Below are 21,803 nucleotides of genomic sequence, written 5' to 3' on the forward strand. Positions count from 1 at the left end.
ATGAGATATATATTCCTTTCTATACTCAGTTGTCTCCTCTTGGTTGTGACCGGTTGTACAGGTGCAAAAGAAATTCAAAATGAAACTTATATAACGGCCATCGGATTTGATTATTCTAAAGGACAGTATACCGTGTATCTTCAAGCATTGAATTTTTCCAATATCGCCAAACAAGAAGGCGGTTCTGGATTGCAACAGGCTTCACCGATTTTAATTGGTCAAGCCACAGGTAAAAGTATCCAGGCCGCAATCAGTAAATTAGAGCAGCATGCTGCTCTTCCGCTGTACTACGGTCATGTGAATACTTTTGTTTTAAGTAAAAATGTTATTGAGAAACATTTAGCTTCTGTTATTGAGTTTATCGGGCAGAACTCTTTCCTCAGGTATAATTGTTGGCTGTATGGAACAAACGGTGATATTAAAAAGGTTCTTTCAGCAGAAAGTTTTTTTAATTACCCCTCTATCTATACCGTCCTCCATAGTCCTAGTCCGTTATTAAAGGAAAACTATTCAATGCAGATTGAAAAATACAACCGGATTATTTCAAAATATAACCAGTCAGTAGGTACCTTAATCATCCCATCTATTGATATAGAGAAAAAGATTTTCATGCAGGATGAAAAGCCCATAAATATTGCAGCTTTGACCGGAGGATTTGTTGTTTCACAGCAGCAATACAAGGGCTGGGTCAAAAAACATGATCTGATTGGCTTAAAGTGGTTTTCCGAAAAGGCAGCGCGAATCCCAATTTCACTCTTTAACGAGCGAGTGAGTGTAGAAATTATAAAACCCAAAAGCACCATTAAAGTGATAAGTGATCCCAAACCTGCCTATGACTTAATTGTAAAAGCCAACGCCTATATCAATCAAAACGTAGAAAATTTGAGTGTGAGTAATATTGAAAAAGAATTAGCACAAAAAGTAAAAAATGAAATCCTAATAACCTTGGAAAAAAGCAATCAAATAAATGCGGACCTTTTAAATATTACTGAAATACCTTATCGGTATCATCACAAAAAGTGGGACATTAATGTTATCAATAACATTAATAAGAACTCTGTAAAACATATCCATGTTAAGATTAAGATACAACAAAACATAAATTATAAACGCTAACACGCAAAAGGATGCTCCGGCTTGGGGCACCCTTCCTGAAAATGTGTATTATAAGTTGTGTTAAGAAACAATACACCCTATAAAGTTAAACCAGACTTATCACTTTCCTGGGTTTTTCATTGTTTGGTTAACCAGGTTTTGCGTGGCATCATCCGTCGATTCTGCCGTGTTCTCAATCGCAGACTGCACGTAGTTTAAACCGGACTGATTAATGTTTTTAAAAATTTTCATTTTATTTTCCGGATCTTTGTGAGCTCGGTTGCGTACCATGTCTATTCCTCCACTATTTTCTTTTACTTTTTATTTTCTGTTTGGAGATTGAAGATTATACACTTCCTTCAAATTTAGTCAAAAAGACCCCCGCCTTATTCCTCATATTGTAATTTTTTTAAAAATTACCTATCTTTTCTATTTCTATTTTTGTATACTTGAGCAAGTTAAATAAACATAACTAGGGGAGTCCAATAGTTTGGGCTGAGAGAGAAACACGTTTAAGTTTCTTGACCCTTCGGACCTGATCTGGATCATACCAGCGTGGGGAAGTTGATAAGCATCTTTTATTAAGATTAACTTCTACATACATTTGCCGGGTCCATCCTTTTAAAGGACCCGGCTTTTTTATGTGCTTCTTTTTTCCCATTCATGTTCTAGAACTCGTCCTTTTACTAAATAAAAAGGGAGAGATTTATCAATGGTATCCACCTCATTAAATGAAAAAAACATTTCCATTATGTCAAGCTTTTCAGGCAGTAAAAAAGTTTATGTAGAGGGTTCAAGACCCGATATTAAAGTTCCTATGCGGGAAATTGAACTAAGTCCGACAACAAGTACCTTTGGAGAGGAAGCGAATCCCCCAGTACGGGTGTACGATACAAGCGGACCTTATACAGATGCAAATTATTCCGTAGACATTACAAAAGGTCTGCCTGCCCTTCGTAGTACATGGATAAATGAACGATCTGACGTTGAAGAATATGAAGGCCGTGAAATCAAACCAGAAGATAATGGATATCAAGATCTAAATGACCCTAGGGCTAATCATAAAGTATTTCCTAGATTAAAGCGTAAGCCATTACGAGGAAAAAAAGGGAAAAACGTGACACAGCTCCATTATGCAAAGAAAGGAATCATTACACCTGAAATGGAATTCATCGCCATCAGGGAAAATATGAAGCCGGAATTTGTTCGTGATGAAGTGGCAAGAGGACGGGCAATCATCCCTTCTAATATCAACCATCCAGAGACAGAACCGATGATCATCGGACGCCATTTTCATGTAAAGATTAATGCCAACATTGGGAATTCGGCGGTTTCCTCATCGATTGAAGAAGAAGTGGAGAAAATGACATGGGCCACTCGCTGGGGTGCCGACACGATTATGGATCTTTCTACAGGGAAAAACATCCACACGACTCGTGAGTGGATTATTCGAAACTCAGCCGTTCCTGTTGGTACGGTTCCGATTTATCAAGCCTTAGAAAAAGTAAATGGAATTGCCGAAGATCTAACTTGGGAAGTTTACCGTGATACCTTAATTGAGCAGGCTGAACAAGGTGTCGATTACTTTACCATCCATGCCGGTGTTCTCTTACGATATGTTCCGTTAACAGCGAAACGGTTAACCGGAATTGTCTCACGTGGCGGATCGATTATGGCCCAGTGGTGTTTACACCATCATAAAGAAAACTTTTTATATACTCACTTTGAAGAGATCTGTGAAATTATGAAATCATACGATGTGGCCTTCTCATTAGGAGATGGTTTACGTCCAGGTTCTATTGCCGATGCAAATGATGAAGCACAATTTGCGGAATTAGAAACTCTAGGAGAATTAACGAAGATTGCTTGGGAACATGACGTACAGGTGATGGTCGAAGGTCCAGGACATGTACCGATGCACCTCATTAAAGAGAACATGGATAAACAACTAGAAATTTGTAAGGAAGCGCCCTTCTATACACTGGGACCTCTTACAACGGATATTGCGCCCGGATATGATCATATAACTTCTGCGATTGGAGCTGCGATGATTGGCTGGTTCGGTACCGCTATGCTATGTTATGTAACTCCAAAAGAACATCTTGGCTTACCAAATAGAGATGATGTTCGTGAAGGAGTTATTACCTACAAGATTGCTGCACATGCGGCTGATTTAGCTAAAGGGCATCCCGGTGCACAAATTAGAGATGATGCTTTATCTAAAGCTCGGTTTGAATTCCGTTGGAGAGATCAATTTAATTTATCATTGGATCCTGAACGTGCACTAGAATATCATGATGAAACCCTGCCTGCCGAAGGGGCCAAAACAGCCCATTTCTGCTCCATGTGCGGGCCAAAATTTTGCAGCATGAGAATCTCTCACGATATTCGAAACTCTGCAAGAGAAAACAAACTTGAAACAGAAGAAACGATTGAAAAAGGAATGCGAGAAAAAGCAAAAGAGTTTAAACAATCTGGTGGTAATCTTTATCAATAGAAACACGGGGACGGTTCTTGCGCTTCTTTTTAAGCATGAGAACCGTCCCCATGCTTCCCTAAAACTCCTCGTATGTAGCTGGATCTTGATTGTTGATTCTTCCCTCTGGGCGAGTTAATCCTGAAATTAAGCTCATTTCAGTTTCATTTAATGAAAAATCAAAAATGGAGATATTTTCTAGCTGCCGTTCAGGTGATGATGATTTAGGGATCGAAATAGCTCCTAGTTGATAATGCCAACGTAATATCACTTGTGAAATCGATTTATGATGATGGTCAGCAATCTTCTGAAGCAGATAATTTTGTAACACTTCATTTGCCCGAGCTAAGGGACTCCAAGATTCGGTAACAATATTATTCTCTTCATGCCATTTTCTTTGTTGTGCTTGATTGAAAAATGGGTGTAATTCTATTTGGTTCATGCTCGGTTTAACGCCAGTTTCCTTTTCTAAACGCTCGATATGTTCAGGCAAGAAATTACAAACACCAATTGAACGAATCAGACCCCATTTTTTAGCGTCAATTAATGCATGCCATGCTTCTACGTATGTATCTTGTTTTGGATTTGGCCAATGAATCAAGTAAACATCATAATAATCTAAATTTGCCCGATATAACGACTCTTGAATGGTCGTAATGGCTTTATCATAGTTTTGATAGCGGCCTGGCAGTTTAGAGGTAATCTTTAATTCTTCTCTTGGAACTGCACTGCGTCTAACAGCTTCCCCTACCGTTCCTTCATTTTCGTAATTATAAGCCGAATCTATCAGTCTATAGCCGATATCAATCGCACTTATAATAGAATTGACCCCTTCATTTCCTTTTAGCTTATAGGTTCCCAAACCGATAACTGGCATAGTAAGCCCATCATTTAGTGTTATCTCTGGAATTTTCTTCTCCATAACTATTCACTCCTTTCAGTCCTATTTTTAAATTACCATATTTATCAATAAATTTCATAGTAATAGATCAATATATATCAAATACTAATTGATATACTTTTCTCATTTATGGGTATGATACATAACAAACCACTATTTCAAAGAAAGTAGGGATTAGGATGATTTGGACAATCGTTGGATTATTACTATTATTTTGGGTCCTTGGGCTTGTATTCCATATCGCAGGAGGACTTATACACCTTCTATTAGTAGTTGCTGCCGTGGTAATCATCTTTAAATTTATTTCGGGCAGGACAAAAAATAGAGCCTAACGACTAAAACACGAGGGGACGGTTCTAGTGCTTCTTTTGGAGCATGAGAACCGTCCCCGTGCTTCCATTATTGCTTTTTAATAGGAGTAACAACGGCAAATAAATTTTCGGCTGGATCGGAGACATTAAATTCAATGATCTTGTATCCATTTCCCCCACCTTTATATTCATTCTTCTTAGTTATTATTAATTGATTGTTATTCATTGTTCATTCTTCCTTTCTAACATTTCTTGCACAGAAGTTACTATATGACGAATGTAAAAATATGTGAATCTAAATTTCAACGTTATTAAGCGAGCCCAAAATTAAAGAAAGAGGCTGCCGCAGCAGCCGCATCTCTTCATTCTCGTTAATTTTGCTTCTTCTGTCGGGCTAATTTTACTTTATCTAACGTACCAGGAGGTTGTTCGAACCATTCATTTTTGATCATGAAATAGGCAATGTCCTTTGCATACTGAGCAATCTCAAAGGATAGCCGCTCATAATTTAAAATTAGGTCACTACGTTGACTTGCCGCAGCAGCAGTAGCATAGTTACCAGTCCCCGATGCTGTTAACAAGCTCATATGGAAAATGATTAATTTATCAGAAAATACCTCTGCTGTTGAATTTGTAATGGCTACATCAGCAGATACAGGAGATTGTGTATTATTATCAAGTAAGATAGAGGTAAAAATTTTCACATGCTTATCAGAAATATCCTTTCCTTGCAGCATAAGTTTTTGGACTTCTTTTCTGGGGGACGTTTGAGCAAAACTAAGACATAAATTTGCTCCAATCAGGTTATTTTGTATATTCAAATTTAAGTGTGAAAGCTCTACTGTATTTAATGGTCGTTTGTTTGAAAACGGGTTTAAACCCCTTAAATAGCTCTTACTATCAACAAAATCCTTTTGCTTTGTATAATCAATATAAGGTGAACGGATAAATAGCCCTTTTTCCAGGAGAACCTCTGAACTTTTATCATATAGGTCAGAAGTTTGCTGAAGTGCTTTCTTAAAGTATTGCCGAACATCTCTTCTTGCACTCATCGCTAAAAAACCGCTATAGCCCAGCATTCCTGCTTTTGACATATGGTTGAGGTATGTAAGCAAAAATGAATCTGAGTATAGTCTAGGAGCATTGAGGTTCACATCGCTAGAAGAAAAGCCGGTGGGAACTGGAATCCCTTCTTGGCTTAAAGAGATCTGTTAAAAAGGAAAGGTGGTTAGAGGAAATGCTATGCCCCGTCTCAATTATGAGCCTGACTTTTGGATCTTCCACGATGTTTAGAAAATAGCTTAGAAATTGAATAGCCATACTATCATTTAAATAAGCTGCCCAAATAGATGCTATTTCAGAAGAGGTTAAAGGTATGTTGGTTTTAGACATTACATTAGAACCTCCAAAGACTACAATAATTTTTAATTTGATCACTTTTTATTCTTATTGGTCACCAAATAACTTTTATCCTTGATGAAAATCTTCACAAAATCAGCAAGAAAAGATCCTATTTCAAAAAAAAGAAATAGGATCTTTTGCATTTTCCCTTCCAAAAAAGTTAGTTGGCCAATAACTTTTGAGCCACAATATAACCAGAACCGCCATTCACTCCATGGCCAGGCCATGTAGCAGCTCCAAGCATATACACATTTGGAATTGCTGTTTGATGCCCCGGCTGCCCTGGAAGTGGTCTAAACAGATAACTTTGCGCCAAATCATGTGCACCGCCATATGGGTCGCCAGGTCCTGCGTTCGGGTTATATCTTGCGATCGTGTCAGGCGTAACAACATATTTTCCGATGACAGCACTAGGAATGTTCGGAATATGTTTGCTTACCACATTTATCACCCGTTCTGTAAAACGCTCTGTTAAATCACAAGTCCAAGTTCCGTCCCCCACCTCAATTTGGTTGGCCGCATCCCCGCGTGGACGGATTGGCACTTCCAACACCTGTACCCTCATAATTGCCTTGCCTTCTGGGGCACGAGTTGGATCTAAATTCGTTGAGCAATCTACAGTGAAGGTCGGTTTTGCAGGAAGAAGGTCCGCCATCCCCTGGGCAATAGCCAAAGTAAACCCATCTAAGCCGTCGGTCAAGTGTGGCTGCCCTACCCGGTTAAACCGTTCATCCGGCCACTTGGGCGGTTCACTAAGGGCTAAATGAATCTGCACACACCCGCGGCCATATCGAAACTTTTCTGCTTGCGCACGGAGTGGCGGCGATATTTCGGTATCTTTTAAGAGTGAGAGATAAAGCTGGTCTGGTGTGGTGGTGGCCACCACTGCCTGTTTGGCAAGGATTTTTCTCCCTTTTGCTGTCCGAACACCAACTGCTTTACCATTCTCAACTATGATGCGCTCGACTAGTGTGTTGGTTTGAATCTCCCCGCCATGATCCTTGATTAATTGTACCAAGGCTTGAACGAGTTTTTCACTGCCTCCCTCTGGAGTAGGCATCCCCCCGCCCATCAGTGCCATTGTCGTCAAAGGCACCCAAATACCACTGCCCACTTCATCCGGAGTACGCCCCAAATGTGTGACCCAGGATGCGAGCATCGCCCGCATTACTGGCGATTTTAGTGCACTAACTGTGTTACGTGCAGTTGTCATCAGTGTGGCCGCAAAAGTAGAATAACCAGCACCACCCTCTTCATGAAGCAAGCGCTTGATAATAGGCGCAGCTTCAGCGCTAGAAAGGTCCATGTTAAACAAGCCGAATACATCGTTAACATATGGATTTAATAGTTCAAACATCGCAGCTAAAGCCGCACCATCACCTGGAGCAAGCCGTTCTGCTTCCTCCATTAGCGCGTTAAATGCAGTCGGAAGAACAGCTGTCTGTCCATCTTCCATCGAAACCCCTGTAGGGAGGTCTGTATTTAAATAACGCAACCCTCGCTTTTCTAAGTCCTCTCTTAGTTCAGCGTAAGCAGGCCCTGTTGTGAAGAGAGGATGTGCCGCTGCATAGACATCATGCTTGAATCCAGGAAGCGTCAATTCCTCTGTGCGAAGAAAACCTCCAGGGCGATCATTTTTCTCTAAAACTAGTACACTACGTCCTGCGCGAGTCAAATAGGCAGCCGCAATTAACGCATTATGGCCGCTCCCAATGAAAATCACATCAAATTTATCCACCAAATCTCTCCTCCAGTAAGCCAAATATAGTTAAAAAGATATTCTGGCATCTGGATATTAAGTACTAATTCTAGCAGGATTTTTTTGAAATATTTCGTGTTATGTTCTAATTTACGTAGGAAATATTTCCATATAGAAGAGAAATACTAAACTATTAAAATAAGTAAGAGCATGGATTAAATCAAACTCTTTATTTAACTTCTGCAAAAATAATCCAATAATCTCTTACTTATAGATATTTTTGATCAACATTTAGTTCAATCAAGTTACCATCTGGATCGGCACAGAAAATTTGTGCAAATCCACTTTTACCGTTTGGTTTTTCAAGGATTTCCACTTTATTCTGTTTTAACCATTTAAGAGTATCATAGTAGTTCTCTACTCTAAGAGCAAAGTGACCTTCTCTGCTGGATAAGCTTTTATCCTTACGAATCGTCTGTGATGAGGGATCGACTATCAAATGGAGCTGCTGCCCCTCTATTTCATACCAAGCACCTGAAAAATCAAAATCAGGACGAGGTATTTCTATTAAACATAACGTTTTCCCATAGAATTCTTTTGCTTTGACCAAATCTGTAACAGTAAGACTTACATGATGGAGGCATTGATATTTAATCAAACCAATCACTTCTTTCAATTAATTTATAATAAAAATAAAGGCAATCTTCTCTTTAAACCGTTTCTAAAACTAAATCGATTGTTTACACAATTAAATTTAATCATATCATCTTTAGCAATATTTTCACTATAAAAATTACTGCTATTAAAGTAGGGTATAAGTGTTAGTGTTACACTTTTTGGAAAATATTATATACATATTGTTTAAGAGGTCTCTACTGTCAAAAAAATATTAGAGGGCATTTTTGTGAAAGAAAATAGTCATAACGTTGAACTTACATCAGCAGAAATTGCTAACCTTTGGATACAATATATAAACGATACATTAACCATCTGTATCCAGAGGATGGAGCACAACTATTAATAAAATACGGATGGTTAGAACAAACCGCCATTAGCTGATGATCGAGAAAATTTGGCAAATAAGAAGTAATGAGTGCATGTGTATTTTAATCTAAATGTGCAATCATAATGGAATCCTATTACCATTAAAAAGGGAGGCGTTTATTTGCAAAGCCCTCCCATCGTTCCGTTCTATTTGATTTCCTCTTCTATTTTTTCAATAATGGTTTCATAATATCCAGCTGGGTGTGGCACAAATTGATCTCGTCCAACTAGTTTATCAACCACATGCTTACTGCCATCAGCTTTTATTTCATAACCTGCCACTCGAATTGTGTCTTTGATTCCAGTCCACAGTTCGCGAAAGTCGTTAAAATCAACTATTACGATCCCTGCCACTTCTTCTTTTTGCAGGATTAATTCATCTATCTCCACATGACATTTATATAAAAATACATGGGCGATTTCATTATCAATATAATCCCCTTGGATCGAACAATAATTAATGATTCCTAGTGGCTGTAATTCGTCAAAGGTAAGATCGACACCCAGTTCCTCTTTCACTTCGCGCACTCCATCTACTATCGTTTCAGCTGCTAATAGATGACCCGCAGCGGTGATATCGAAGAGTAAAGGATTTTCCTTTTTCTGTTCACTGCGAAGCTGCAAAATGAGATTATCCCCACTCACAAACCAACAATGGAAAACTTCATGCCAATATCCCTTTTTATGTACCTCTTCACGCGTAGCCACACCCATTTCATTTCTCGCTTGGTCGAAAATTTTTAATTGTTCCGTATTCATCTTGCTCCCCCTATCACTTGTTAATGGAGATAATCATACGTATTTTTTGCTAGTAGTAAAAAGGTCACGACGATAAACAAGGCCCGTACGTAACCACTTCCTCGCGCAATCGCAAATTTCGAACCGCAAATGGCCCCAACTAATTGGGCAATTCCCATGGTAATACCATAGGCATAATTGACATGCCCCAAATACATGAACATAAGCAATGCCGAAATATTACTGCCAAAATTTAAAAACTTGGCATTCCCCGCTGCCTTTAAAAAATCAAAGCCAACCATTAAAAAGGCAAAGATTAAAAATGAGCCGGTTCCCGGACCAATAAATCCATCATAAAATCCAATGGCAAAAATGAGGATCATAAATATCGTTAAGTGCCTGTTTGATAATTTTTTGTTGGTTGCTACACTTCCCCAATCCTTTTTGAAAATCGTATAAATCGCTACGACCCCGAGCATGACCAGCATCAATGGTTTTAGGACTTCAGGATTCATCAAATCGACCGTCCAGGCGCCAATCATTGAACCAATAAACGTTAAGGGAAATAACTTATATACGGACTTGATATCAAGCTTGCCTGAGCGGTAGAACATGATGGTGCTGGTTAAAGAGCCGATGGTTCCGGCTAATTTATTGGTAGCAACAGCTGCCGCTGGTGATAATCCTGTAAATAAAAATACCGGCAATGCAATCAGACCGCCGCCGCCAACAACCGAATCAATAAATGCGGCTAAAAAACCAAATACAATTAAAATAACTAATAACGATGGATCTAAATCAAATGGCATCTATTCAACCTTCTCTCTTATAACTATTGAAATAGTAGCTAAAGTTTTAACTAATGTAAATAGGATTCGCTAGTTTTAATTATGAATGATCGTACTAAAAAGGGATTTTAACCTTTTTAGCGAAATTATTCCTATATCATTTTGGAGGTAGTTTATGAGCCCTATATTAAATCAAATAGGAACTATTTTTATTCCTGTCAGTAATATTAGTAGCGCACGTGATTGGTATTGTGATTTATTAGGCCTGCCCGTTGAAGGAGATATTTTATTCGGCCATTTATACGTATTACCCATGAAAGGCACTGGAATCGTATTAGATAGCAAGATTTATTCCAAAAATACCATTTATAAAACTCCTCCTTTTCATTTCAACACTGCCAACATAGAAAATGCCTACGATTATATGAAAGAAAAGGATGTTGAATTAACAACAGGTATAGAGCATAACCATTGGTTTAATTTCAAAGATCCTGATGGAAACCATTTAATGGTTTGCCGGTGTTAAACTTTTTTATTATATTGGTTAGCATGCTATTCCAACTATCATTTCAAAATATGAAAAAGGTAACATGGAATTTCCAGTTACCTTTTTGTTTCGATATCTTCCGTTATTTTTCAAAAGAATACGCTCTTTCCACCTTACAAACTCTGACTATATAGTTTTTATACCATTCCTCTTTGCCCTTTTGTTGAGCGATTATATGCGCTGCATGGTTCTTCCATTTCTCAATGGCTTCTAATGAATTCCAATAGGAAACCGTAATTCCTAATTTTGTGTCCCTCGCGCTTTCGATTCCTAAAAAACCTGGCTGTGCCGAGGCCAGTTTCTCCATTGTTTCAGCCATTTTTCCATAACCATTATCCCCTTCTGTCCGTTGTGAAGTAAAGATCACAGCATAATACGGCGGTTGTAGTGTTTCACTCATTTTTTATTCCCCCTTTTTGTCACCATAATTTATTTTATAATAAATTTAAAACATGGAGTCTTTTTATGATTTTTTTAGGATCATGGTCTCTAATACAACTATTATCATATATTTAGATGAGGATTTATTTCTAATACATTTTATATGAAATTAGGTGAGACCAAATGTTTGCTGTTCATTTTTTTGAAAACAAAAACCTTTTGTTAAGCCAGCTCCTTCAACGGGTCCCTGACGTCGGGGAAGAATTAAAGATAAAAGGCCGTAAAGGAAAGGTTTCAAGTGTTACCAATGTGGAAGAAAATAAGTTTCATGTCCAAGTAGTCATAGAAAAAGTCACTAAAGGCAAAACAGCCGTCGTGGACCAATCCAAAAAGAGAAAACGGTAATATCTTGCAGGATTCAGTCCACGGTCTCTTTTTATGTAAGAATGTCATTTACAAAAAGGAAAGATTACCCATGAGTGATGACAAAACAAACTTGAATGATGATTCGCTAGAAGACAGCTTAGAGAAAATTATCAAGAAAGAAAAGATAAAACTGGATGCCCTTGAAAAGAAATTAAATGAATTAATGAAAAACCTGGAAAAATATGAGAATATCAATAAACGCCAATGATTAAAACCATCAAATTTTTATGATGGTTTTTTCCTCATCATAAGTGCTTTTTCTATTGACCTGTAACCGTTAACATGGTAAAAATACTGGTGGAAACATATTCCTTTTATCACCTTAGTAGATATATAGAATCGAAGAAATGGGGAAACAGATGGAGCAATTACCATGTCAGGACTGCAAAGGGTTGTGCTGTGGTCCAGTTGCTATATCCGAAGTGGAATTAAAGAAGATAAAAAAGAAGATTAAAACTATGCCGAGGAAGACACGTGATCAATTAGAAAATCAACTCCGCTTCCATGGAACTTGTATTTTTTATGATACGGAAAAAGACCGGTGCGGCATTTATTCTGCCCGTCCGAAAGCGTGCAGTATGTTTGGGTATTATAAGGGTATGACTTGTTTTCGTAAGCCTGAGTTAGCAACGAAAAATCATGATTTTATTGAAGAACCGGTTGGGATTCTTTCGATTGATTTTACTTGGAAGGATTTTAAATAGAAGATACCAGAGTTTACTCCATGGAGTGCTCTGGTATTTTTTTGCTTCCATTCAAACTCCTGAGTGAGCTTTTTTCCTTCATTTGTCCAAATGAGGTCCGTAGTCGGACACACTCTGGCTTTTTTCACTCCGCCTAGTCCAAACCAAACCTTCATTTTCTTTTAAAAAAAGCCTATAGCCACCTCTTCAATTCCTCAATAAACCCAACAACCTCTTCCTCTTTCGTTGCCCAAGAAGTTACCAAACGAATCGCTGAATGATCAGCATCGACCTTCTCCCAAACATGAAAGGCATAGTTCTTCTCCAATTCAGCAATTAACGTATTAGGGAAAATCGGAAATATTTGATTAGACGGAGAATGCGTCAGAAACTTCACATTAGCTTGCGTCAACGCATCTTGAAGCAACCCTGCCATCCGATTGGCGTGCTCGGCTAACTCAAAAAACAAATTGTCTCTAAACAATTCGAGGAACTGAATCCCCAACAATCTTCCCTTCGCCAGTAGTGCTCCTTTTTGCTTAATATGATAACGAAAATCCTCCTTAAGAGAATCTCGACAAATTACTAAAGCCTCTCCCAACAACGCCCCATTCTTCGTCCCGCCAATATAGAACGCATCAACAAGGTTAGGCAAATCACTTAATTGAAGATCATTTTCCTTCGAACAAAGAGCAGACCCTAGTCTTGCCCCATCCATATATAAAAGAAGCTGATTCGCACGACAAAAATCACTTAACTGCTGCAGCTCTTCCTTTTTATAAATCGAGCCGATTTCCGTTGAATTAGATATGTATACAAGCTTAGGTTTTACCATATGTTCATCCGGATGGCCCTCAAGTACGGCTTTTACACCCGCAGGAGTTAGTTTTCCATCTTTACTTTCAACAGAGAGAACTTTGTGGCCTGTAGCTTCAATGGCTCCCGTTTCGTGACCCAGAATGTGGCCAGTACTCGCGGATATTACTGCCTCATGCGGTCTTAAAAATGCTGAAATCGCTGTTAGGTTTGTTTGTGTTCCGCCAGTTAACAGATGAACATCCACGTTAGTACGGCCCAATTTCTCCTTTATTCGCTTAATTGCCTTTATAGAATAGTCGTCTTCTCCATATCCTTCTTCTTGAACTAAATTGGTCTCCATCAATGCCTTTAGGATTTGTGGATGTGCTCCTTCACTGTAATCATTCTTAAAGCTGTACATTTTCCGTTCCTCCGTTATTAAATTTCCATTTTTCATTCACCCTTAATCGTACCATAATCCGTCAATTTAAGTGAATACGATTACCCAATGATAGATTAGTCATATCAATATTTACCTCATCCCAGCTTCGAATAGTTCCACACAAATAGGTGACGATATATATGTAACACATTATTTATAGGGAGTGAAGTTCTTGAAAAAAGGTTTAGTCACTTTCGTGTTAGCTTCTACCCTTGTTGGTTTAACTGGCTGTGCTGATAATGCGACCAAAAACAACCTAAGAAATGACGTAAACAATGGTATGGATGTACGCAACGTCAGGAACAACAATGATAACCGCTTAAGTGTTCAAAATGTAAATGATCAGGATAATAACCTACGATATTCAAACCGTGCCGGAAGGGCGGTTGAAAAACTGCAAGAAGTGGATTTAGCGCATGTCATCATCCGAAATAACAATGCCTATGTCGCAGTTCGCTTAAAAAACAATCGATTCCAAACGGGAACTGGTACCACAAACAATCGTAACAACATGGGTACAACAGGCATCACTGGTACAAATAATAACCTAGGTACTACCGGTACCAATGGCCGTGACAACCACCTTACTTCTCGTGGCGCTGGAACTGGTCTGAATGGAAACTATCCGAGTACTACCGGTGTAAATGCGCTTGACAATACAGCTACTGGTTTAAACCCTGGAGCTGGTGGAACATCAAATACTCGTGGTACGATCGGTATTCGTGGCACCGGCACCAATAATGGCACAACTGGTAACCTAAACAACACTTTTACAGGTACAAACGATGGTACTGCAGGAACAAATGATGGTACCACTCGAACGAACTTTCGTAATGTTACGACTGCTTTAGATCAAAAAATAGAAAAACAGGTACGAACTGCTGATCGCTCTGTCAATCGTGTCTATATTTCGTATGATCGAGATTTCTTCCGTCAAATGACCGACTACTCAAATGATTTAAACAGAAAAGGCCGTAACCTGAATAACAACATTTGGAACGACTTTAACAATACGGTCAATAACATCTTCCGTTAAATTTTCAGGAAGAAGCATTGTCTTTTCTCCATAGGAAAAGCAATGCTTCTTTCTTTGCCCATTTGCCCGTTTTAACTATCCATTAATTGATCCTTGTCATCAGCTTGTGGGGGTTCCTCCATCCAGCCATTTTTAATCATAATATTAGCACCATCCTCTGCATACAATGCTATTTCCGGAATTAAAGATGCATACTGAAATCCTAAATCCTTTCTTGGACTTGCTGCCATTCCCATACCATAGTTTCCAACTCCTGCAGCAATCATCGCTGATGTCAAAAACATCATTAATTTATCCGAAAATATAGATGACGTGGAATCCAGGACAGCAGCATCCCAGCTCATTGGTGCGGGAAGATCTTCTTTTATAAGAAAACCACTAAAGATATCCATATGTTTTTGGGCGATTTGTTTACCTCTTTTCAGGTATTGTTTGACCTCTTCACTCTTAGCAATTTGTCCAAACCCTGTGATTAAGGCTTTTCCTATTGCATTTGTTTGTACATTCATAAACAGATGAGTAATCTCCACAACTGTCAAAGCTCTTTTTTTACCAAAGAATCCATTTAAAAATTGCTGTTTCTCAACAAAGTCAACTTTATCTGGTGTCGATATAAACGGCGGTCTAATATAGGTCCCTTGTTTTAACATCAAGCGGCGCGTGAGGTCCTGTGCTTTAACGGCTGCTTGTAATACTTTTTTATGAAAAGCGACCACATCTTCACGAGTAGCTAATCCCAGAGCTGCGCTGCTGGCAGCCATGGCGAGAATGGACATTTGTCTTAAATACATGAGAACAAACGTATCAGAAAACAGTTTTGGCGCTTCCGGCAATACGTCTTTTTCGGTAAATCCAAAGGGAATGGGAAAATCCTCATTTTTAAAAAAACCTTGAAGAAACTCGATATTACTTTTTGCCACAGATAAAGTAAATTCAATAATCGTACGTACTTCCGGGTCCGTTGATTTCTCTAAAAAGTGGTTATTCATACATATTACTGATGTATCATTTATGTATTGAGACCATAATACCGCCATTTCAGCAGCCGTTAAGCGGATTTCTGATTGATCCTCCAAATAGAACACTCCCCTCGTAATGAATTGCCTACTAATAAATGTCTTGCATTCGTTTATATGGAATTATCTTTTCCTATCGATGGTAAAGTTATGAATGATTCCCAAAAAGACAAAAAGAGCGATTTATCAACCGCTCCCTCATCTGTTTCGTCTTTTACGTTCATAAATACACCGCTTGATTTCCTTTTCAAGATTTTGAAAAAAATTTTCTAATCCTTTGTTGGCACCGGAATCTAAAATTCGCTTGCTGGCTAAACCTAGTGCCCCTGTAACTTGGCCATTTGCCTTACAGGTTAACATGGTAGACCCTTGGTTCTCTTTAAGCATAAGTAAGCAATAGCCATTCAGCTGTCCCATATTTCCATTCCCCTTAATATGGAGTCGTAAAAGGCTTGGGGCTTGATCTTCATTTAATCGGATTTCTAGTGTAAACAAGTCTTGGATTGGCCCTATGTGGGTCTCAATTTCCGCTTTATATACACCATTTGACACTATGGAAAGGGACCTGCATCCTGGTAGTGCATTATGAAGGACTTTTTCATTTTTGATATACTTCCAGACCAAGTTTCTTGGTAAACTGAAGTGGTATTGGTACTCGATTTCCACAGTTTCTCCTCCCGTTGCCAGTAGATTATGATTTATTCATATTCATGGTTGGGCGGAGATGTTAAAAGAAACTTTATGTATTTATTTACATAATAAATAGAAAAAGAAAAGGTAGAATAGAAAAGCTGACTCGATCCATCGTATGTGACGATTTTTCGGAGTCAGCATTTTTTATACGTTTTCAGCTCAATTGTCCTTATTTTCTTCTTTATCTGGAGTTATTTCTTCCGAGAATTCCGTTAACAAACCTGGTTTGGGTTGTTTTCCTCCCCTAACTGTCGTCTTGTTCTGTGTGCTAATCCGATATCTCATTACAAAGTAAATGGCGGAAAACAAAACCAGCATGACAATTCCGGCCACAAGCCCTGTACCTTGACCGGGAATTAACGGCATACTTAAAAGAACAATAATTAAGCTAATTAACGCAATATACGAAGTATACGGAAAGCCCTTTACTTGACAGATGCCTTCAGGAGGGCAGCCCTCCCTTTTGCGAAAGCGGATATGACTGGCCATAATCACCGCATAAGTAAAAATCAATGTGAAACCGCTCGTACTGATCAATACCAAATAGACCCTAGGGAACAGCAGGCCAAAACCTAAGCCTAAAAGCATAGCAAGACCAGAAAAAAGAATGCCGCGATATGGCACATCTTTATTATCTTTGAGCAACTGTGGGGCATGTCCTTCATCAACTAATGACCGAACCATTCTGCCCAGCCCAAAAATCGCTGCAAGCATCGCTGATAAACTCGCCGAAATTAACACCCCATTGAGGGCGGAACCAGCCCAGCCAATCCCCCATCGATCCAAAGATGCTACCATCGGACTAACCGTTTCATTTAGTGCCGCTGTCGGGATGAGTGGAAGTAGTGCTATTGCATAAAGGATATACAAACCAACTAGAGCAAACACTGTGTATCGAATCGCCTTAGGAATGGTATCACGGGGATTCCTTGCTTCTGAAGCTGCTAATCCAATGATTTCAAAACCTGCATAGGCAAAAACCACGAGTAACATACTTCCGGCGATCCCCTTAATCCCGCCTGGCATGATTGACTCTCTCGTTAACTCCCCAGCCCCTATCGGACCTTTGTGAGGGAGTAAACCCGTGATTAACACAATAGCGGTAATGATAAAGAAAATAATCGCAAATATTTTCACTCCGGATAGTCCACTTACGATTTTCCCAAACTTGTCCGCCCCTAATAAGTTCACCAGTGTTACCCCAACAATAAGAAAACTTCCGAAAATGGCAATCGATAAATGGGGAAACCATTCTCGGAGCAGGATCGAAATGGCGGTAGCTTCACTCGACATCGATAAAACGGTACCTGTCCAGTACAGCCAGCCCACGACAAAGCCAAATCCAGGACCAAGTTCTCGTGCTGCGAAATTACTAAACGATCCAACAGTAGGAGCTGCTACTGTCATTTCTGACAATGCATAGAGAATTAAATAAACCAGGACGCCTGCTAAAATGTAGGACAATAAAATAGACGGTCCAGCTGCATGGATGGCAACGGATGAACCTAGAAAAAAGGAACCTCCAATGACGCTTCCTAAGGCCATCATCGTTAACTGCCACGCGGACAGTCCTTTACTTTTTGTCTCCATTAAACGTTTTCTCCCATACTTTAAATTTTCGCATGAAACATGACAAGGATATTATTAGCTCCCGTTTATAAATTGATTCTAGAATGAGACAAGTTGGACCCTATGACGAGAACTGGACTCACACAAAGAAACCGCTCAAAAATCTGAGCAGCTCCCTCTTTTTCTATGTTTAACTGAATTTAAGTTTACATATAAGTATGTTGATTCGGCGGCTCTGCCAAACCAGTGTTTAAGTATTCCTTTTCTAATTCGCTCAGGGACATCTCATACAGATGCTTATTTTTTATTTTATACACCCCTGATTGGATTAATTGATCAATCAAAATTTGTCTTTTATCGTGGACAGCTTCCTGAAGTAATTCGCTCACCCGAGAAAACCTCCATTCATAGACTTTTATTTTTGACCTTCTGCCCTTAATTATAAATAGTCCTATTTTAAAATATTGTCGAAACCTCACATCATCGTAAACTTTAACGTTATTTTAATGAACGCAACAATTTTTGAATATGGACATAATGTTTTTTCAAGATATTTAATCAGATTGTTACATTTGTTCATTTTTGATGGTTGAAAAAATAATTGCTATACTCGTTGTAGATTCAAACTCCCGAGAGACCCGAGGTGATATCGATAATGAGATATGCAAATTTAGATGGTGTTGAAAATAAAAAAACGTTTAAAGATATGCGTAAGTGGCAAAAAGAAAGAAAATCCAAGATAAAAGATTTAACAAAAAACATTGAACAATCGCCTGTGAAAAAGATTCAAGAATTGAATGAAAACAGGAGCAAGACTACCTATACCTGGATTGGCCATTCCACCTTTTTACTCCAGCTAAATGGCGTAAATATTTTAACTGACCCAGTCTGGGCCAAGCGGATGGGTTTTCAAAAAAGATTAACAGCACCTGGAATTGCCTTGGAGGACATGCCAGAGATTGATATGGTTATGATTTCGCATGGCCACTATGACCATTTAGATTTTCCAACGTTAAAAAAATTAACATGCAGCCCTCATTATTATGTACCAGCTGGATTAAAATCACTCTTTTTAAAAAAGGGTTATCAAAATGTAACGGAGCTAAACTGGTGGGAAAATGCTGAGCATCAAGGCATTTCCATTCATTTCGTCCCTGCCCAGCACTGGACCAGACGGTCATTGAATGATATGAATACGTCCCATTGGGGCGGATGGATCTTTCAAACCGGGCAAGAAACCTTTTATTTTGTTGGTGATACCGGCTATTTCACCGGTTTTAAAAAAATTGCCGAGCATTTTGACATTGATACCGTATTTATGCCAATTGGCGCATATGAACCAGAATGGTTTATGGCTGTTTCTCATATTAACCCTGAGGACAGCGTCAAAGCCTTTCTGGAGTTAAAGGCGAAAACATTTGTTCCAATGCATTACGGCGCCTATCGCTTAGCGGACGATACCGGACCGGAAGCATTAGAACGGTTATACCGCGCATGGGATAATCAGCAGCTTCCAAAGGAACAATTAAAAGTACTTTTACTAGGCGAAACGGTCATGTAGTTTTATAAGGAGGATGTTTGTTCCACAGCAAACATCCTTCTTTTTTATACCCTCTTACGCCTGATACTAAACTGTAATACTCTGATAACACCGCTGATAAAATGATTTGCTACAATGTACAACATGTATTAAGAATAATCAGAAAAATCATGAAAGTAGTGGTGTTATAGTGATTAACAAGGTACTAATACTTTTAAGCTTGTCAATTTTGCTTGCAGTAGGCGGGATTAACTTGTCCATACATAAGGTTCAAGCCGAATCGTTAGTTGACTTAGATACTCAAAATCATAATGCTGCCCTTCCTCCTGCTCCCAAAACCACAGAACCAAAATTCCCGAATACCTCCACTCTATCCAACAACCTGGTTCAAGTTTCCCAAGACATCCAAGAGAATACGGAGGCCATCCGAGCGGCAGACAAAAGTCAAAACGAGCTCCAGGTAGACATTCAAAACCTAGAAAAAGATATTCAGGTAGTCAAAGTTCGCCTGGAAAAACGAACTACTATTTTAAAAGAACGCGCCCTTGCCTATCAGCAGAGTGATAAACAACTTACATATATCGAAGTGTTGCTTGAAGCGTCTAGTTTAAATGACTTTTTGGACCGTGTGGGTGCAGTGGCAGCATTCGCAGAGGCTGATCAGGTACTGATCGAACAACAGAAGAGTGAGCAGCAGGAATATGCAAGAAAACAAGCAAATTTAAACAAGAAGTTGACATCCCTTGCTGAATTAACAGATAATCTAAAAATAAGAAGAACACAACTTGAAAAAAAGCAGGCAGAGTTTAAACAAATGGCACTGCAGCTTGAAGCTTCTCCGTCTCACATCGTTAACCCTATTAACGCTCAAAATGGATACGTACATACAGTTATAAATGCTGGCAGGAAGTATATTGGAGACTCCGTTTATGTGTTTGGCGGCGGGAGAACAGCCTCTGATATCGCCCAAGGACGCTTTGATTGCTCCGGTTTCGTTCACTGGGCGTTTTCTCAGGCTGGTATTGAAATTGGACGAGATACCTCTTCCATCAAAAATGATGGCCGACAGGTTTCTGCGGCTAATATGCAGCCGGGTGACCTTGTGTTTTTCGACACATATAAAAAAGATGGTCATGTTGGGATCTATATCGGAGACGGTAAATTCATCGGTTCTCAATCCTCTACAGGAGTGGCGATTGCCGATATGACAAAGGGTTACTGGAAGTCTGTATTTAATGGACAGGTCATCCGGATTTAATGACCACCTTCCCTATCGAATGGAAACCAACTCCTACATATTTCTGTTGTTTTCCTTGCTATAATGGAATATCAGGGAGTGAATGATATGAAGCTTTTAAAATACTTGATTTGTTTCGTACTGTTAATTGGAGTTGGGACCTCCATATGGATTTATTATCCTCATTATCAACTTTACCAAATGAAAAAACATACCGTTAAAGCGAGTCAAACGGACAATCAAGTCTCTTATCTAACCTATTTTAAAAACACAAAAGATGACACCTTGCATCATTTAGCCTTAGGTGATTCAATTATCCGCGGGGTTGGTGCCGGGCAGAGCGAAAATATGGTGACGCAATTTTCTAATTTGCTGAGCGGACAAACCCATAAAAAGATAGAGTCCGACAACCAAGGGATTAACGGGATTACAAGCAGCGAATTAAATCAGCTCGTACAGACCGGGCAATTTGATAATTCCATTAAGCAGGCGGACATTATCACCATTAATGTAGGCGGAAATGATATCATTCATGCTGCCAAGGGACTCGACCTCCAGTCTGTATTCCAGACCTACGACGAGCTCCAAGCCACTTTTACGAAAAATTTAACTGATATTACGTCCAGAGTAACTAAACTAAATCCTAATGCCACAGTTGTGTTATTAGAATTATATAACCCGTTATCTCCTGACAATCAAATGTACGCTCTTGCTGATAAACTTCTGCCAAAATGGAATGTCCATATATACGAAACATCAAACAGGCTTCCCTCTTCCATTGTGATAGAAACCACAAAGGTAATTAACGGGGAACACTTACAAAATTTATCAGCCGATGGTGTTCATCCAAATTTGGCGGGCTATACGGCCATCTCCGAGCAAATGATGTACCAATTTAAACATCAATATCGAAAAACGGCAGCATAAAAAAACGAAGGAGCATAACTCCTTCGTTTTTTTAAAATTTAATGCGAACGTTTTC

The 21,803-nt window shown here is 39.0% G+C and carries 26 protein-coding genes and 1 riboswitch; of the genes, 11 read left to right on the forward strand and 15 right to left on the reverse strand.

Annotated elements, in window-relative coordinates; translation table 11 throughout:
- Nucleotides 1-1,116 carry a Ger(x)C family spore germination protein gene (locus tag COD92_RS17035; protein WP_176550451.1) on the forward strand — a complete coding sequence of 372 codons (1,116 nt, stop codon included), beginning with the start codon at nucleotides 1-3 and terminating at the stop codon, nucleotides 1,114-1,116.
- A gap of 99 nt (nucleotides 1,117-1,215) precedes the next feature.
- On the opposite strand, the gene COD92_RS32055 is transcribed toward COD92_RS17035, so the two are convergent.
- Nucleotides 1,216-1,386: a hypothetical protein gene (locus COD92_RS32055; protein ID WP_176541049.1), complete on the reverse strand. Its 171-nt coding sequence runs from the start codon at nucleotides 1,384-1,386 to the stop codon at nucleotides 1,216-1,218.
- A 173-nt stretch (nucleotides 1,387-1,559) separates the two neighbouring features.
- A riboswitch (TPP riboswitch) is annotated at nucleotides 1,560-1,674 on the forward strand.
- A 133-nt stretch (nucleotides 1,675-1,807) separates the two neighbouring features.
- Here COD92_RS32055 and thiC point away from each other — a divergent pair.
- Nucleotides 1,808-3,592 (forward strand): phosphomethylpyrimidine synthase ThiC, encoded by a 1,785-nt coding sequence (gene thiC / locus COD92_RS17040; protein WP_098527586.1) that lies wholly within the window; start codon nucleotides 1,808-1,810, stop codon nucleotides 3,590-3,592.
- Between the two features lie 58 nt (nucleotides 3,593-3,650).
- Here thiC and COD92_RS17045 read toward each other — a convergent pair whose 3' ends face one another.
- The gene (locus tag COD92_RS17045) at nucleotides 3,651-4,493 is read right to left on the reverse strand and encodes an aldo/keto reductase (RefSeq protein ID WP_098527585.1); all 843 of its coding nucleotides are present in this window, start codon (nucleotides 4,491-4,493) and stop codon (nucleotides 3,651-3,653) included.
- 158 nt (nucleotides 4,494-4,651) lie between these two features.
- Here COD92_RS17045 and COD92_RS31615 point away from each other — a divergent pair, with 158 nt between their 5' ends.
- Complete coding sequence (locus tag COD92_RS31615) at nucleotides 4,652-4,804, forward strand: lmo0937 family membrane protein (protein WP_141561117.1); 153 nt, start codon at nucleotides 4,652-4,654, stop codon at nucleotides 4,802-4,804.
- 67 nt (nucleotides 4,805-4,871) lie between these two features.
- Here COD92_RS31615 and COD92_RS32060 read toward each other — a convergent pair whose 3' ends face one another.
- From COD92_RS32060 to COD92_RS17070, 7 genes are all read right to left on the reverse strand, one after another.
- Nucleotides 4,872-5,009, reverse strand: coding sequence for a hypothetical protein (locus COD92_RS32060; protein ID WP_176541048.1), 138 nt, complete (start codon nucleotides 5,007-5,009; stop codon nucleotides 4,872-4,874).
- A gap of 145 nt (nucleotides 5,010-5,154) precedes the next feature.
- The gene (locus tag COD92_RS17050; protein ID WP_306418531.1) at nucleotides 5,155-5,937 is read right to left on the reverse strand and encodes a DUF3231 family protein; all 783 of its coding nucleotides are present in this window, start codon (nucleotides 5,935-5,937) and stop codon (nucleotides 5,155-5,157) included.
- Nucleotides 5,938-5,941: 4 nt separating this feature from the next.
- Nucleotides 5,942-6,175 (reverse strand): DUF3231 family protein, encoded by a 234-nt coding sequence (locus tag COD92_RS33360; RefSeq protein ID WP_306418530.1) that lies wholly within the window; start codon nucleotides 6,173-6,175, stop codon nucleotides 5,942-5,944.
- A 169-nt stretch (nucleotides 6,176-6,344) separates the two neighbouring features.
- Nucleotides 6,345-7,922: a phytoene desaturase family protein gene (locus tag COD92_RS17055; protein WP_098527584.1), complete on the reverse strand. Its 1,578-nt coding sequence runs from the start codon at nucleotides 7,920-7,922 to the stop codon at nucleotides 6,345-6,347.
- 229 nt (nucleotides 7,923-8,151) lie between these two features.
- Nucleotides 8,152-8,541 carry a VOC family protein gene (locus tag COD92_RS17060; protein ID WP_098527644.1) on the reverse strand — a complete coding sequence of 130 codons (390 nt, stop codon included), beginning with the start codon at nucleotides 8,539-8,541 and terminating at the stop codon, nucleotides 8,152-8,154.
- Nucleotides 8,542-9,074: 533 nt separating this feature from the next.
- Nucleotides 9,075-9,686, reverse strand: a complete 612-nt coding sequence (locus COD92_RS17065; protein ID WP_098527583.1) for an NUDIX hydrolase — start codon at nucleotides 9,684-9,686, stop codon at nucleotides 9,075-9,077.
- A gap of 20 nt (nucleotides 9,687-9,706) precedes the next feature.
- Nucleotides 9,707-10,474, reverse strand: a complete 768-nt coding sequence (locus tag COD92_RS17070; protein ID WP_098527582.1) for a TSUP family transporter — start codon at nucleotides 10,472-10,474, stop codon at nucleotides 9,707-9,709.
- A 154-nt stretch (nucleotides 10,475-10,628) separates the two neighbouring features.
- On the opposite strand from COD92_RS17070, the gene COD92_RS17075 reads away from it, so the two are divergent.
- Nucleotides 10,629-10,979 carry a VOC family protein gene (locus tag COD92_RS17075; RefSeq protein WP_098527581.1) on the forward strand — a complete coding sequence of 117 codons (351 nt, stop codon included), beginning with the start codon at nucleotides 10,629-10,631 and terminating at the stop codon, nucleotides 10,977-10,979.
- 103 nt (nucleotides 10,980-11,082) lie between these two features.
- Here COD92_RS17075 and COD92_RS17080 read toward each other — a convergent pair whose 3' ends face one another.
- Nucleotides 11,083-11,400 (reverse strand): antibiotic biosynthesis monooxygenase family protein, encoded by a 318-nt coding sequence (locus COD92_RS17080; protein WP_098527580.1) that lies wholly within the window; start codon nucleotides 11,398-11,400, stop codon nucleotides 11,083-11,085.
- A gap of 164 nt (nucleotides 11,401-11,564) precedes the next feature.
- Between COD92_RS17080 and COD92_RS17085 the strand changes: the two genes are divergently transcribed.
- The 3 genes from COD92_RS17085 (at nucleotide 11,565) to COD92_RS17090 (ending at nucleotide 12,511) form a co-directional block, all read left to right on the forward strand.
- Nucleotides 11,565-11,786: a hypothetical protein gene (locus tag COD92_RS17085; RefSeq protein WP_098527579.1), complete on the forward strand. Its 222-nt coding sequence runs from the start codon at nucleotides 11,565-11,567 to the stop codon at nucleotides 11,784-11,786.
- 70 nt (nucleotides 11,787-11,856) lie between these two features.
- On the forward strand, nucleotides 11,857-12,015 hold the full coding sequence (locus COD92_RS32065) for a hypothetical protein (RefSeq protein WP_176541047.1): 159 nt from the start codon (nucleotides 11,857-11,859) through the stop codon (nucleotides 12,013-12,015).
- Between the two features lie 151 nt (nucleotides 12,016-12,166).
- The gene (locus COD92_RS17090) at nucleotides 12,167-12,511 is read left to right on the forward strand and encodes a YkgJ family cysteine cluster protein (RefSeq protein ID WP_098527578.1); all 345 of its coding nucleotides are present in this window, start codon (nucleotides 12,167-12,169) and stop codon (nucleotides 12,509-12,511) included.
- Nucleotides 12,512-12,683: 172 nt separating this feature from the next.
- Here the strand turns inward: COD92_RS17090 and COD92_RS17095 are convergent, their stop codons facing one another.
- Nucleotides 12,684-13,709, reverse strand: coding sequence for a threonine aldolase family protein (locus COD92_RS17095; protein WP_098527577.1), 1,026 nt, complete (start codon nucleotides 13,707-13,709; stop codon nucleotides 12,684-12,686).
- Between the two features lie 193 nt (nucleotides 13,710-13,902).
- Here COD92_RS17095 and COD92_RS17100 point away from each other — a divergent pair, with 193 nt between their 5' ends.
- Nucleotides 13,903-14,766 carry a YhcN/YlaJ family sporulation lipoprotein gene (locus COD92_RS17100; RefSeq protein WP_098527576.1) on the forward strand — a complete coding sequence of 288 codons (864 nt, stop codon included), beginning with the start codon at nucleotides 13,903-13,905 and terminating at the stop codon, nucleotides 14,764-14,766.
- 71 nt (nucleotides 14,767-14,837) lie between these two features.
- Here the strand turns inward: COD92_RS17100 and COD92_RS17105 are convergent, their stop codons facing one another.
- The 4 genes from COD92_RS17105 to COD92_RS17120 all read right to left on the reverse strand — a co-directional run bounded on the left by COD92_RS17105 (nucleotide 14,838) and on the right by COD92_RS17120 (nucleotide 18,433).
- Entirely contained in the window at nucleotides 14,838-15,842 is a 1,005-nt protein-coding gene (locus tag COD92_RS17105; RefSeq protein WP_098527575.1) for a DUF3231 family protein, read from the reverse strand.
- 138 nt (nucleotides 15,843-15,980) lie between these two features.
- Nucleotides 15,981-16,448 (reverse strand): SRPBCC family protein, encoded by a 468-nt coding sequence (locus COD92_RS17110; RefSeq protein WP_098527574.1) that lies wholly within the window; start codon nucleotides 16,446-16,448, stop codon nucleotides 15,981-15,983.
- Nucleotides 16,449-16,634: 186 nt separating this feature from the next.
- On the reverse strand, nucleotides 16,635-18,065 hold the full coding sequence (locus COD92_RS17115) for an amino acid permease (protein WP_098527573.1): 1,431 nt from the start codon (nucleotides 18,063-18,065) through the stop codon (nucleotides 16,635-16,637).
- A 185-nt stretch (nucleotides 18,066-18,250) separates the two neighbouring features.
- Nucleotides 18,251-18,433, reverse strand: a complete 183-nt coding sequence (locus COD92_RS17120; RefSeq protein WP_098527572.1) for a Fur-regulated basic protein FbpA — start codon at nucleotides 18,431-18,433, stop codon at nucleotides 18,251-18,253.
- A gap of 266 nt (nucleotides 18,434-18,699) precedes the next feature.
- Between COD92_RS17120 and COD92_RS17125 the strand changes: the two genes are divergently transcribed.
- From COD92_RS17125 to COD92_RS17135, 3 genes are all read left to right on the forward strand, one after another.
- Nucleotides 18,700-19,605 (forward strand): MBL fold metallo-hydrolase, encoded by a 906-nt coding sequence (locus tag COD92_RS17125; RefSeq protein WP_098527571.1) that lies wholly within the window; start codon nucleotides 18,700-18,702, stop codon nucleotides 19,603-19,605.
- 232 nt (nucleotides 19,606-19,837) lie between these two features.
- A complete protein-coding gene (locus tag COD92_RS17130) occupies nucleotides 19,838-20,842 on the forward strand; it encodes a C40 family peptidase (protein WP_255286516.1) in 1,005 nt (334 codons plus the stop codon).
- A gap of 87 nt (nucleotides 20,843-20,929) precedes the next feature.
- Nucleotides 20,930-21,748 (forward strand): GDSL-type esterase/lipase family protein, encoded by an 819-nt coding sequence (locus tag COD92_RS17135; RefSeq protein ID WP_176541046.1) that lies wholly within the window; start codon nucleotides 20,930-20,932, stop codon nucleotides 21,746-21,748.
- The last annotated feature ends 55 nt before the right edge of the window (nucleotides 21,749-21,803 follow it).

The organism is Bacillus sp. AFS037270 (genome assembly GCF_002585305.1).